Annotated in this window: 11 protein-coding genes; 8 read left to right on the forward strand and 3 right to left on the reverse strand. The window is 68.5% G+C overall.

The features are described 5' to 3' along the window. Window positions 1–219: 219 nt before the first annotated feature. Complete coding sequence (lexA, locus tag ACWC09_RS30750) at window positions 220–999, reverse strand: transcriptional repressor LexA (RefSeq protein ID WP_352382363.1); 780 nt, start codon at window positions 997–999, stop codon at window positions 220–222. A gap of 564 nt (window positions 1,000–1,563) precedes the next feature. On the opposite strand from lexA, the gene nrdR reads away from it, so the two are divergent. The 3 genes from nrdR (at window position 1,564) to ACWC09_RS30765 (ending at window position 6,065) form a co-directional block, all read left to right on the forward strand. Continuing rightward, a complete protein-coding gene (gene nrdR / locus ACWC09_RS30755; protein WP_450854171.1) occupies window positions 1,564–2,127 on the forward strand; it encodes a transcriptional regulator NrdR in 564 nt (187 codons plus the stop codon). 166 nt (window positions 2,128–2,293) lie between these two features. After that, entirely contained in the window at window positions 2,294–5,188 is a 2,895-nt protein-coding gene (locus ACWC09_RS30760) for a vitamin B12-dependent ribonucleotide reductase (RefSeq protein ID WP_450854172.1), read from the forward strand. A gap of 163 nt (window positions 5,189–5,351) precedes the next feature. Beyond that, window positions 5,352–6,065 (forward strand): DUF6215 domain-containing protein, encoded by a 714-nt coding sequence (locus ACWC09_RS30765; protein ID WP_450854173.1) that lies wholly within the window; start codon window positions 5,352–5,354, stop codon window positions 6,063–6,065. Window positions 6,066–6,072: 7 nt separating this feature from the next. Here the strand turns inward: ACWC09_RS30765 and ACWC09_RS30770 are convergent, their stop codons facing one another. Continuing rightward, a complete protein-coding gene (locus tag ACWC09_RS30770) occupies window positions 6,073–6,606 on the reverse strand; it encodes a TerD family protein (RefSeq protein ID WP_450854174.1) in 534 nt (177 codons plus the stop codon). 161 nt (window positions 6,607–6,767) lie between these two features. Here ACWC09_RS30770 and ACWC09_RS30775 point away from each other — a divergent pair, with 161 nt between their 5' ends. From ACWC09_RS30775 to ACWC09_RS30785, 3 genes are all read left to right on the forward strand, one after another. Next, window positions 6,768–7,373 carry a YdbC family protein gene (locus ACWC09_RS30775; protein ID WP_450854175.1) on the forward strand — a complete coding sequence of 202 codons (606 nt, stop codon included), beginning with the start codon at window positions 6,768–6,770 and terminating at the stop codon, window positions 7,371–7,373. Between the two features lie 120 nt (window positions 7,374–7,493). Then, window positions 7,494–8,153, forward strand: a complete 660-nt coding sequence (locus tag ACWC09_RS30780; protein ID WP_450854176.1) for a histidine phosphatase family protein — start codon at window positions 7,494–7,496, stop codon at window positions 8,151–8,153. Window positions 8,154–8,165: 12 nt separating this feature from the next. Further along, window positions 8,166–9,083, forward strand: a complete 918-nt coding sequence (locus tag ACWC09_RS30785) for an ADP-ribosylglycohydrolase family protein (protein WP_450854177.1) — start codon at window positions 8,166–8,168, stop codon at window positions 9,081–9,083. A gap of 265 nt (window positions 9,084–9,348) precedes the next feature. Here ACWC09_RS30785 and ACWC09_RS30790 read toward each other — a convergent pair whose 3' ends face one another. Then, the gene (locus ACWC09_RS30790) at window positions 9,349–10,896 is read right to left on the reverse strand and encodes an MFS transporter (RefSeq protein ID WP_450854178.1); all 1,548 of its coding nucleotides are present in this window, start codon (window positions 10,894–10,896) and stop codon (window positions 9,349–9,351) included. Window positions 10,897–11,082: 186 nt separating this feature from the next. Between ACWC09_RS30790 and ACWC09_RS30795 the strand changes: the two genes are divergently transcribed. Together ACWC09_RS30795 and ACWC09_RS30800 are read left to right on the forward strand one after the other, a co-directional pair. Beyond that, complete coding sequence (locus ACWC09_RS30795) at window positions 11,083–11,706, forward strand: TetR/AcrR family transcriptional regulator (protein ID WP_450854179.1); 624 nt, start codon at window positions 11,083–11,085, stop codon at window positions 11,704–11,706. A gap of 81 nt (window positions 11,707–11,787) precedes the next feature. After that, window positions 11,788–12,489, forward strand: a complete 702-nt coding sequence (locus ACWC09_RS30800; protein WP_450854180.1) for a ribonuclease HII — start codon at window positions 11,788–11,790, stop codon at window positions 12,487–12,489.

Genomic DNA, 12,489 nt, shown 5'->3' on the forward strand with positions numbered 1-12,489 from the left:
CGAGGTGTTGGCCATCCACTGCTGTATGTAGGTGGGGCCCTGGTTGATGAACGACGCGAAGAGCCGCTCGAAGGTCTGGGCGCGGCGCCGCGCCAGGCCAACCCCTGATCCCGAACCACCTGCCGCCGGGGCCGGACAGCACAGGGCCCCGGAACCGGCGCAGGGGTCCCGGGGCCCGGTCTGAGGGCGGTACCCACGAGGAACCGCCCGCCTAGGCCGTCACACGCGCCGCAGCACCGCCACCACCTTGCCGAGGATGGTCGCGTCGTCGCCGGGGATCGGCTCGTAGGCGGAGTTGTGCGGGAGGAGCCAGACATGGCCGTCCTCGCGCTTGAAGCGCTTGACGGTGGCTTCGCCGTCGAGCATCGCGGCGACGATGTCGCCGTTCTCGGCGACGGGCTGGCGGCGGACCGTGACCCAGTCGCCGTCGCAGATCGCGGCCTCGATCATCGAGTCGCCGACGACCTTGAGGACGAACAGCTCGCCGTCACCGACCAGTTGGCGGGGGAGAGGGAAGACATCCTCGACCGACTCCTCGGCGAGGATCGGACCACCGGCGGCGATGCGGCCGACCAGCGGAACGTACGACGCGGCGGGCTTGCCCGCGGTGTCGGTGGGCTGCACGGAGGCGCCCTGGTCCGAGCCGCGCACCTCGTACGCGCGCGGGCGGTGCGGGTCGCGGCGCAGGAAGCCCTTGCGTTCCAGTGCCATCAGCTGGTGTGCGACCGAGGAGGTGCTGGAGAGGCCGACGGCCTGCCCGATCTCCCGCATGGACGGCGGGTAGCCGCGCCGCTGCACGGAGTCCCGGATGACCTCGATCACCCGCCGCTGCCGGTCGGTAAGTCCGGAGCTGTCCGCCCGGATGCCTGGAGGTCGGCCCGGCAGGGAGCGCTTGTGCCCCTCGGGATTCACGGCTTCGTTCATCGCATGCACCGGCTCGAGTCGGCCCTGGGAGCGGTCCTGGGCAGTGATGGTGGCACTGTCTGCGGTGGTGGTCACGTCGGCCCCTCTCGATGGTCTCCCTGCTGGACAACGGTAGTTGCTTTCGAAAGGTTGCGCCAAACACACGTTCGAGTGAAAAAACGCGGATCTCCGTACTTGATCATGTGTCTGGGTGTATGGCTAACGCGCTACCTGGCGGACAAAGGGGCCCATTGTTGTACTCTTCACCGCCGGGGTGACGACCTCGTGGGTTGTTGACCCAGTCTGCCATCCGGCATCCCGTCAACCGGGAACCGGCCCCCATCTGTGCGGGAGTCGCACGCCCTCTCCTTGTGGCGCTCACGGTATCTCCGTATGTGCCGTAACGGTACGGCTGTGCGCGTGTGCGTTCCGTGCGCCTTCGTGGTCGCGTGGCACATGCCAATATGCGCGGCACGCACGCGTACGGCGTGTCTGTATGGGCCAATCCCTACATGTAGTGCTTGGATTGCAGCAACAGCCCAGAAGTTGTGGTCCCCCGGGTCTCCGGACCCCTGGCCATCGCCTATGCTTGGGACTGCTTCGAGGGGCCCAAGAGGCCCAACGAGGCTATTGATGCTGCTGTGAGGAGGGTTGGAGTTCATGCACTGCCCCTTCTGCAGGCACCCCGACAGCCGCGTCGTCGACAGTCGTACGACCGACGACGGCACGTCGATCCGCCGGCGCCGCCAGTGCCCAGACTGCTCCCGTCGTTTCACGACCGTGGAGACGTGCTCGCTCATGGTGGTCAAGCGGTCCGGAGTCACCGAGCCTTTCAGCCGTACGAAGGTCATCAACGGCGTGCGCAAGGCATGCCAGGGACGGCCTGTCACCGAGGACGCACTCGCCCAACTCGGCCAGCGGGTCGAGGAGGCGGTGCGGGCCACCGGGAGCGCCGAGTTGACCACCCACGACGTAGGGCTGGCCATACTCGGCCCGTTGCAGGAGCTCGATCTCGTCGCGTATCTGCGATTCGCCTCCGTCTACCGGGCGTTCGACTCGCTCGATGACTTCGAGGCGGCCATCGCGGAACTCAGGGACGAGCCCCGACGCGCAGCCGCGGACGACGACGACCGTGCGGACGCTGTCGCGGGGAGCCAGGAGGACGACGGCGGGCCAGGAGGGGGGACCGTCCAGGTCCCCGAGCCCGCCCACGCCGCCGACTGATCGGCGGGCCGGAAACCGGGCGGAGACCCCGGGTCCGGCCGGTTCGGCGGCGATCGAAGACCTGTTGCGGGCGAGAGTGACTGGGTGCCCGCAACACCAGACAGAACACCGTGCCTCGGGAACATCGTGGCACTTCAGGGCGTTTTAGCCCGTACAGGGAGGCGGCATGACAGAGACGGCGAGCGGTCCGGCACGGAGTTCCCGCGCCAAGGGCACCAAGGCGACCAAGGGACTGCGTATCGAGCGCATCCACACCACCCCCGGCGTGCACCCGTACGACGAGGTGGCCTGGGAGCGCCGTGACGTCGTCATGACCAACTGGCGCGACGGCTCGGTCAACTTCGAGCAGCGCGGCGTCGAGTTCCCCGACTTCTGGTCGGTGAACGCGGTCAACATCGTCACCAGCAAGTACTTCCGCGGTGCCGTGGGCACCCCGCAGCGCGAGGTGAGCCTGAAGCAGCTCATCGACCGCATCGTGAAGACGTACCGGAAGGCCGGCGAGGACCACAAGTACTTCGCCTCGCCCGCCGACGCCGAGATCTTCGAGCACGAGCTGGCGTACGCCCTCCTGCACCAGATCTTCAGCTTCAACAGCCCCGTCTGGTTCAACGTCGGTACGCCGCAGCCCCAGCAGGTCTCCGCCTGCTTCATCCTGTCCGTCGACGACTCCATGGAGTCGATCCTCGACTGGTACAAGGAAGAGGGCATGATCTTCAAGGGCGGCTCCGGTGCCGGCCTGAACCTCTCCCGCATCCGCTCCTCCAAGGAGCTGCTGTCCTCCGGTGGCAACGCCTCCGGCCCGGTCTCCTTCATGCGCGGTGCCGACGCCTCCGCCGGAACCATCAAGTCCGGTGGTGCCACCCGCCGCGCCGCCAAGATGGTCATCCTGGACGTCGACCACCCCGACATCGATGGCTTCATCGAGACCAAGGTGAAGGAGGAGGAGAAGATCCGCGCCCTGCGCGACGCGGGCTTCGACATGGACCTGGGCGGCGATGACATCACCTCCGTCCAGTACCAGAACGCCAACAACTCCGTCCGGGTGAACGACGAGTTCATGCAGGCGGTCGAGGAGGGCGGCAAGTTCGGCCTGCGCGCGCGGATGACCGGCGAGGTCATCGAAGAGGTCGATGCCAAGGCCCTGTTCCGAAAGATGGCGGAGGCCGCCTGGGCCTGCGCCGACCCGGGCATCCAGTACGACAACGTCATCAACCACTGGCACACCTGCCCGGAGTCCGGCCGGATCAACGGCTCGAACCCCTGCAGTGAGTACATGCACCTGGACAACACGTCCTGCAACCTCGCCTCGCTGAACCTGATGAAGTTCCTGAAGGACGACGGCAAGGGCAGCCAGTCCTTCGAGGTCGAGCGCTTCGCGAAGGTCGTCGAGCTGGTCATCACCGCGATGGACATCTCCATCTGCTTCGCGGACTTCCCGACCCAGAAGATCGGCGACAACACGCGAGCGTTCCGCCAGCTCGGCATCGGCTACGCCAACCTTGGCGCGCTGCTGATGGCGACCGGCCACGCCTATGACTCCGAGGGCGGCCGCGCCCTCGCCGGTGCCATCACCTCCCTGATGACGGGTACGGCGTACAAGCGTTCGGCCGAACTCTCCGCGGTCGTCGGCCCGTACGACGGCTACGCGCGCAACGCGAGCGCCCACAACCGCGTCATGAAGCAGCACGCCGACGCCAACGCCGTGGCCCCCCGCGTGGACGACCTGGACACCCCCGTGTGGGCCGCCGCCACGGAGGCCTGGCAGGACGTGCTGCGCCTCGGCGAGAAGAACGGTTTCCGTAACTCCCAGGCGTCCGTCCTCGCCCCGACCGGCACCATCGGTCTGGCGATGTCCTGCGACACCACCGGTGTCGAACCCGACCTGGCGCTGGTGAAGTTCAAGAAGCTGGTCGGCGGCGGCTCGATGCAGATCGTCAACGGCACGGTCCCGCAGGCCCTGCGCCGCCTGGGCTACCAGGAGGAGCAGATCGAGGCGATCGTCGCCCACATCGCCGACAACGGCAATGTGATCGACGCCCCCGGCCTCAAGCACGAGCACTACGAGGTCTTCGACTGCGCCATGGGCGAGCGCGCCATCTCCCCGATGGGCCACGTCCGCATGATGGCCGCGATCCAGCCGTGGATCTCCGGCGCCATCTCCAAGACGGTCAACATGCCGGAGACGGCGACCGTCGAGGAGGTCGAGGAAATCTACTTCGAGGCCTGGAAGCTCGGCATCAAGGCGCTCGCGATCTACCGTGACAACTGCAAGGTCGGCCAGCCGCTCTCCGCCAAGACCAAGGAGAAGGAGAAGGTCGAGGTCACGGAGAAGGCCGAGGCGACCATCCGCGAGACGGTCGAGAAGGTCATCGAGTACCGCCCGGTCCGCAAGCGCCTCCCGAAGGGCCGCCCGGGCATCACGACGTCCTTCACGGTCGGTGGCGCCGAGGGCTACATGACCGCCAACTCCTACCCGGACGACGGTCTCGGCGAGGTCTTCCTGAAGATGTCCAAGCAGGGGTCCACCCTCGCGGGCATGATGGACGCCTTCTCCATCGCAGTCTCCGTCGGCCTCCAATACGGCGTCCCGCTGGAGACGTACGTCTCGAAGTTCACCAACATGCGCTTCGAGCCGGCCGGTATGACGGACGACCCGGATGTGCGGATGGCGCAGTCGATCGTCGACTACATCTTCCGCCGCCTGGCGCTGGACTTCCTGCCCTTCGAGACGCGCTCCGCGCTCGGCATCCACTCCGCCGAGGAGCGTCAGCGTCACCTGGAGACCGGCTCGTACGAGCCCTCCGATGACGAGGTCGACGTCGAGGGCCTGGCCCAGTCGGCGCCGCGTACCCAGGAGCTGAAGGCCGTGGCCACGCCGCGTGTCGAGGTCGAGGCGGCCAAGCCCGCCCCGAAGCAGGCCCACACCAGCGCCGAACTGGTGGAGATGCAGCTGGGCATCCAGGCCGACGCCCCGCTGTGCTTCTCGTGCGGTACGAAGATGCAGCGGGCCGGTTCCTGCTACATCTGCGAGGGCTGCGGCTCGACCAGCGGCTGCAGCTGACGCTCGCAGTGAACCAGCTGTTGAGGGCGGCGGAGCGATCCATGGCTCCGCCGTCCTCGGCTTTCACTCCAATGCGAAAACTTGTTCCCCCACAGGACGATCACAGGCTAGGCTCCCCCCGCGCACGACCGGCGCGAACGGCAGGGTGGGGAACGTGGGGGACATGGTCGACGATTTCGCCGACTCCAAGAAGGCAACGAGCGAGCCCGAGAAGTCCATGAACGCGGCGGCTCAGGTGATGGCCGCGATCGTGGTGGTAGGGGGCCTCGCGGGCCTCCTGTGGGCTCTGGACCTGGACTCGAAGGCGTCCGCCGACCGCGGGCCGGCCGCCTGCACGACCACGCACGACACCAAGCCGTCGAAGCCTGTCTCGGGCGCCCAGCTCTGCACGGCGCTCAACCGCCCGGACCTGCCCGTGCTGCTCGGCACACCGGACGAGTACGCGCAGACCGCCGACGGGAACGAGAGCACGTTCACCTCCGCCGACGGCACGAAGAGCACCACCCCCGAGGCGGACGTCGACCTGAAGACGTACTCCCTGAGGCTCTCGGCATCCGACGACGATCTCGGCGTGGCCGACATGGCCGACCTCCTGGGCACCGGCGCGGAGACGCAGACGGTGCTCGGGCATCCGGCGGTCGTCTACTCGGACCGGACCATCGCCCTGAGCTTCAACCTCGGCAGCGGCAAGGCCAAGGCCGACAGCGGCCCCGGCGGCATCGCCCGCAGCCTGCTGGTCGCCCGGGACGCGAAGGACGGGGGCGGCTACTTCGAAGTCTCCATCTGGCGACAGGACTTCGCGACGCCCGACGACGCGGCCCTGTTCCGCGTCGCCGAGAAGGTGCTGCCGACGGTCCCGGGATGGACCGCCGGCTGACCGGACGTCAGGGCTGGTGCGCCCGGCCCATGTCGCGGGTGAACGTCGCCGGGTCGTCCTCGAAGCCGTGGATCCCGGGACGGAACGTCCACTCGCCGGACTCGTCGCGTAGGAACTCCCCGATCGTCGCCGCCGTGGCCCCGAGGACGTCGCCGAAGTCGTCCTCGGCCAGGACGGTGTAGCCCTCCCGGATGCGCAGCCCCGGGTTGATCACGCCGACGAAGGTCCGGTGCGTCGAGCGCTGCTGGATGACGACGCCGACCACCACGCGCGCGTACCGTTCGCTGAGCCGCTCGAGCTCCAGTGTCATGACCTCGTCCCAGCCGAAGCCCTTGCCGTCCTTGCTGTCCCGGTTGAGGTAGATCGTGCCGTCGGGGGAACGGCTGTCGAAGTGCACCACATAGGCGGGATCGCCGTAAGCGGCGCCCGCCGGATAGGTGGCGGCGACGATGTCGAGATCGGTGGCCGCCTCTCCCGCCGGACTGGGGTCCCACTTGATCGCGACCTCGACCTTGCGGATCCCCTTGTTGATGCCGGTCACCGGACCTCCCCTTCCCCGTCTCCCCGTGTGCCCCTGTCCGGCCCGAACTGCACGACGGACTGGGCCTGTTGTCCATCCTGCCACGTGCGCGTGGAGGTGTGCGCCGGAGCTGTCCGCCGGAGCGTGACCGGCGCCACGCTCCGTGGCCTTACGATGGCGCGGTGCTGGTCAAGTGGATTCGCTGCACCGTGGTGGACCGCCGCGGTTTCGAGCGGGGGCAGCGAAAGTGGGCGGGGCTTCTGGGGGAGCCGGGGTTTCGGGGACAGGGCGGCGGCTGGAGCCGTGGGCGACCGGGGGTGGCGCACATCTTCTCCTTCTGGGAGAGCCGTTCCTTCTACGACTCCTTCATGGCCCGCTCCCACGATCGGCTGGCCGCGTCCCAGTCGGGCACGTTCAAGGATGCCCAGGTCAAGCTCTTCGACTACCGGTTCGACGTGAAGACCGGTTTCGAACCGCGCTTCACGGACGCCGACCTGGTGAGGGTCGCGCTGTGCCGCGTGCACGAGGAGCGCGCCGAGCACTTCACCCTGATGCAGGAGAAGGTCTGGAACCCCGCCATGGCCGGCTCCCCGGGGATGATCCGGGGGTTGTTCGGCGAGGCGCCCGGACACGAGTTCCTGGTGCTGTCGATGTGGCGGTCGGCAGCCGAGCATGGCAAATACCGCACCGAGCGGGTGGAGCGGCTCGCCCTGCGGGCCCAGATCGAGGCGGACGTCGCGGCCCTCACGGGCGACATCGTCGCGCTCGAGCCGACCTGGATCGTCTGAGAACGGGACGCGTTGACCGAGCGCCCCGATGTGGCCTGTGGTGCAGGAAATGTGTGACCTACACCGTATGGAGCCCGTACGAGTGCTCGATCGGCCGTCACACGATCTAGGGTTTTGGACATGGCACGACCACGGCGCATCGTCCTTGTCCGGCACGGGGAGTCAACGGGCAATGTTGATGACACCGTCTACGAGCGTGAACCCGACCACGCCCTCGCGCTGACCGAGCGCGGCTGGCAGCAGGCGGAGGAGACCGGCAAACGCCTGCGTGAGGTGTTCGGCCGCGAGCGGATCAGCGTGTACGTCTCCCCGTACCGCCGCACCCACGAGACCCTGCGGGCCTTCCACCTCGACCCCGACCTCATACGCGTGCGCGAGGAGCCCCGGCTGCGCGAGCAGGACTGGGGAAACTGGCAGGACCGCGACGACGTACGCCTCCAGAAGGCCTACCGGGACGCGTACGGCCACTTCTTCTACCGCTTCGCCCAGGGCGAGTCCGGCGCCGACGTCTACGACCGGGTCGGTGGCTTCCTGGAGAGCCTGTACCGCAGCTTCGAGGCTCCGGACCACCCGTCGAACGTGCTGATCGTGACCCACGGCCTCGCCATGCGGCTGTTCTGCATGCGCTGGTTCCACTGGACGGTCGCGGAATTCGAGTCGCTGTCGAATCCCGGGAACGCGGAGATGCGGATGCTCGTTCTCGGGGACGACGGCAAGTACCAGCTCGACCGGCCCTTCGAACGCTGGCGGGACCCGGAGTCGTACGGGATCACCGGATAGAGTGGCAGAGCGATGACCCTTGACTCCTCCTCCCACGGGCGCCTGGACCGCGCCCTGGCCAGCCTGCGCGGACTGGCGGTGGGGGACGCGCTGGGCTCGCAGTTCTTCGTGCCGGCGAACTACCCGCTGCTCAAGCGCCGCGAGCTGCCGCCCGGCTCCTGGCAATGGACCGACGACACGGAAATGGCCTGCTCCGTGGTCGCCGTTCTGGCCGCGCACGACCGCATCGACCAGGACGCCCTGGCGCTCTCCTTCGCTCACCACCACGACTTCGACCGTGGCTACGGCCCCGCCGTCAACCGTCTGCTGCGGCTGATCCGGGAGGGTGGCGACTGGCGTGAGCTGGCCGCCGAGCTCTTCAACGGCCAGGGGTCCTGGGGCAATGGCGCGGCCATGCGCATCGCCCCGCTGGGCGCCTGGTACGCGGACGACCCCGAGCAGGCGACCCACCAGGCGGAGATCTCCGCCTACCCCACGCACCAGCATCGCGAGGCCGTCGTCGGGGCCATGGCCGTCGCGGCGGCCGCGTCCCTGGTCGCCGCTCCCAGCGGCCCGCCGAGCCCGGAGGCGCTCCTCGACGGAGTCGTTGCGCTCGTCCCGAAGAGCGCCGTCGGCGCGGGCCTGCGCCGCGCCAGGGACATGCTCGACTACGCCGACGCGGGCACCGTCGCGGCCGTGCTGGGCTGCGGACGGCGTACGTCGGCCCATGACACCGTGCCCTTCGCCCTCTGGTCGGCTGCGCGGGCCCTCGGCGACTACGAGCGGGCGTTCTGGACGACCGCACAGGTCGGCGGCGACGTGGACACCACCTGCGCCATCGTGGGCGGTGTGCTCGCCGCAGGGAAGGCGGGGTCGCCGCCGGTGGAGTGGTCGGGGCGGACGGAGACGCTGCCGGACTGGGTGCCCGATGGCCGGGTGGCGCCTGCCTGAGCCGCCCAGGACGGGGTGCGACACGCCCGCTGAAAACTCTCCGTGCTCATCGGGAACTCAGCGTGACCATGCGTCCGTTGTGCGTGTGTCGGCCCTGCTGCGAGTGTGCCGGCGACAGGTAGGTGACACACGAGGGTCCTGGGGGGTGGTCATGCGGTTCGCGTCATTGTCGTACGGCGCCGGATGTGTGCGGATGGCCGGACCGGCGTCCTCGCCGTCGGTCCCCTGGACCCGGTCCGGCCATCCTTGTGCGGGCGGGGTCGGGTCAGCCGATCCCCGGGCCCGCCGTTCCGGCGAGTGCCTCCAGGTCGCTTCTGCGGACCCGGATCACCAACCAGGCCGTGCCGAGGGCGAGTACGGCCATGGCCGCGGCGGCGACGAAGCCCGTCGAGATGCCCTGGGCGAGCACCTCGTGCCCCCAGGTGCCGGGCAGCTGGTGCGTCTTGGTGAACTCCGCCTTCTGCTCCGGCGAACCATGGGCGAGGAACTTCGGAAGCTGCTTCTTCGCCTCGTCCTTGCTGGCCGAGCCGAAGACCGTCGTCAGGATGGACAGACCGAGCGAGCCGCCCACCTGCTGGGTGGCGTTGAGCAGTCCGGAGGCCGCGCCCGCCTCGTGCTGGGCGACTCCGGAGACCGCGGTCACCGTGAGCGTCACGAAGTTCAGACCCATGCCGAGGCCGAAGACCAGCATCGGCCCGAGGACTCCGCCCGCGTACGAGCTGTCGGAGCTGATGAGGGTCTGCCAGGCGAGACCGACCACCGCGAGCGCGGAGCCGGTGAGCATGAACGGCTTGGGGCCGAAGACGGGCAGGAACCGCTGGGAAATTCCCGCGCCGATCGCGATCACGACCGTCACCGGCAGGAAGGCGAGACCGGCCTGGATCGGGCTGTACCCCAGCACGTTCTGCACGAAGAGCACGATGTAGAAGAACATCCCGAACATCGCCGCGGCCAGGCTCAGCATGATCACGTACGTGCCCGAGCGATTGCGGTCCGCGAACATCCGCAGCGGGGTGATCGGCTCCTTGGCCCGGGACTCGATCAGGGTGAAGGCTGCCAGCAGGACCACGGCGGCGCCGAAGGATCCGATGGCCAGCCCGTCTCGCCAGCCGTCGTCAGCCGCCCGGATGAAGCCGTAGACGAGGGAGGCCATGCCTGCCGTCGAGGTCACGGCGCCCGCGATGTCGAAGCGACCGCTGTGCCGTTCGGACTCGCTGATGTAGAGCGGGGCGAGCAGGGTGATCGCCACACCGATGGGCACGTTGACGAAGAACACCCAGCGCCAGTCGAGCCACTCGGTGAGCATGCCGCCCGACAGGAGCCCGATCGCACCGCCTCCGGCGGAGACGGCGGCGAAGACGGCGAACGCGCGGTTGCGCTCGGGGCCTTCGGGGAATGTCGTGGTGATCAGCGCCAGCGAGGTGGGCGACGCGATCGCGCCCCCCATGCCCTGCAGGACGCGTGCGGCCAGCAACTGCCAGGGTTCCTGGGCGAATCCGCCGAGCAGCGAGGCGAAGGTGAACAGCAGGATGCCGGTCATGAAGACCCGCCGGCGGCCGAGGATGTCACCGGCCCGGCCGCCCAGGAGCAGCAGGCCGCCGAAGGTGAGCGTGTAGGCGCTGACGACCCAGGTGAGGTCGGTGGTGCTGAACTTGAGCGCGTCTTGAATGTGCGGGAGTGCGATGTTCACAATCGTCGCGTCGAGTACCACCATGAGTTGGCAGGCCGCGATGACCGCGAGCGCGATGCCGGGACGCCCTTCCCGGCGAGCCGCACCTGGTTTCTGATCCTTGATCAACTGAGAGGTTGTCACTATGGGTCCCCCACAAAGCCGTTAGTGAACGCTCGCGTTCACTGTCGCGTCAACCGTAGTGAGTCCCCGATAGTGAACGCAAGCGTTCACTTAAATCGGTGTCGCGTCGCGATTTCCCCGTCGCTGCCGCGCGGCGCCCCCGCGTCCCCGGAATCCCCGCTCCCCTTGCTTGCTGGAGACACTCAGATGGTTACCTCGCGATGGACGGCCGCCCCCGCTCAGGCGGCCTCCCTCCGTCGGCGCGGCGCCGTGCTCGAACGCGCGATCCTCGATGCCGCCCTGGAACAGCTCAGCACGGTCGGTTGGAACGGCCTCACCATGGAAGGCGTCGCCGCCGGCGCCCAGACCGGCAAGGCGGCGGTCTACCGCCGCTGGCCGTCCAAGGAGGACCTGGTCGCCGATGCGCTGCAGGCCGGCCTGCCCCGCATCGAGGAGGCGCCCGATCTGGGCAGCGTCCGCGAGGATCTGCTCCAGCTGTGCCGGCAGGCGCGGGATGCGATGTTCTCGCGCCCCGGTTACGCGGTCCGCGCCGTGATTCACGAATGCGATCCGATTCAGGCGGAGCGCTTCCACGACGTGATCTCCAACGGAATCGTCGAACCCATGATCAAGCTGCTCCGTGAGGTCGTCATCCGCGGAATAGCGCGGAACGAGGTCCGGCCCGACGCGGCCAACAGCTACGTCTTCGACGCCATCCCGGCCATGATGATGTACCGCTCCAAGATGAGCGGCAGCGAATGGGGCGATCGCGATCTCGAGGAAATGATCGACCAGTTGATGGTTCCGCTGCTGCGGCCGAACGGAGACTGAGTGGGGGAGGCGACGGTCTCGGCGTGGCTCGGGGAGCCGGGGTGTCGCCGTGTGATCGGTGAGGCGTAGGCTAAGGACGCCATGCCGTACGAACCACCTACTCACACCGTCGAGCGCTCCCTTCGCGCAACGACCGGAGCGAAGATCATTGCCGGTGTCGACGAGGTGGGGCGCGGCGCCTGGGCCGGCCCCGTCACCGTCTGTGCGGCGGTCACCGGACTGCGCCGACCCCCTGAAGGCCTCACCGACTCCAAACTGCTCACCGTCAAGCGGCGCACCGTGCTCGCCGCGGAGTTGCAGAAGTGGGTGACGTCGTACGCCCTGGGGCACGCGTCCCACGAGGAGATCGACACCCTGGGCATGACAGCGGCGCTGCGGCTGGCGGCGGTGCGTGCCCTGGAGGCTCTGCCGGTCCGCCCCGACGCGGTGATCCTCGACGGGAAGCACGACTATCTGGGCACGCCCTGGAAGGTCCGTACGGTCATCAAGGGCGACCGGTCCTGCGTGGCGGTCGCGGCGGCGTCGGTGATCGCCAAGGTTCAGCGCGACAAAATGATGGCCGAACTGGGTATCGACCATGCAGACTTCGGTTTTGCGGACAATGCCGGGTATCCGTCGCCCGTGCACAAGGCCGCACTGGAGGAGCGGGGTCCCACCCCGTACCACCGGTTGTCGTGGGCGTATCTTGATGCGCTGCCCCAGTGGCGGCACCTCAAGAAGGCCCGCAGCTGGGCGGACGGAAGCGTTCCGGAGATCGAGGGCCAGCTCGGCTTCGACTTCTGA

Source organism: Streptomyces sp. NPDC001617, assembly GCF_053596855.1.

Excerpts from the sequence above, each read along its gene's own strand:
- ACWC09_RS30765 (WP_450854173.1), top strand. The coding sequence starts at position 5,352 with ATGGTCGACGATTTCGCCGACTCCAAGAAGGCAACGAGCGAGCCCGAG.
- ACWC09_RS30760 (WP_450854172.1), top strand. The coding sequence starts at position 2,294 with ATGACAGAGACGGCGAGCGGTCCGGCACGGAGTTCCCGCGCCAAGGGC.
- nrdR (WP_450854171.1), top strand. The coding sequence starts at position 1,564 with ATGCACTGCCCCTTCTGCAGGCACCCCGACAGCCGCGTCGTCGACAGT.
- ACWC09_RS30800 (WP_450854180.1), top strand. The coding sequence starts at position 11,788 with ATGCCGTACGAACCACCTACTCACACCGTCGAGCGCTCCCTTCGCGCA.
- ACWC09_RS30795 (WP_450854179.1), top strand. The coding sequence starts at position 11,083 with ATGGTTACCTCGCGATGGACGGCCGCCCCCGCTCAGGCGGCCTCCCTC.
- ACWC09_RS30780 (WP_450854176.1), top strand. The coding sequence starts at position 7,494 with ATGGCACGACCACGGCGCATCGTCCTTGTCCGGCACGGGGAGTCAACG.
- ACWC09_RS30785 (WP_450854177.1), top strand. The coding sequence starts at position 8,166 with ATGACCCTTGACTCCTCCTCCCACGGGCGCCTGGACCGCGCCCTGGCC.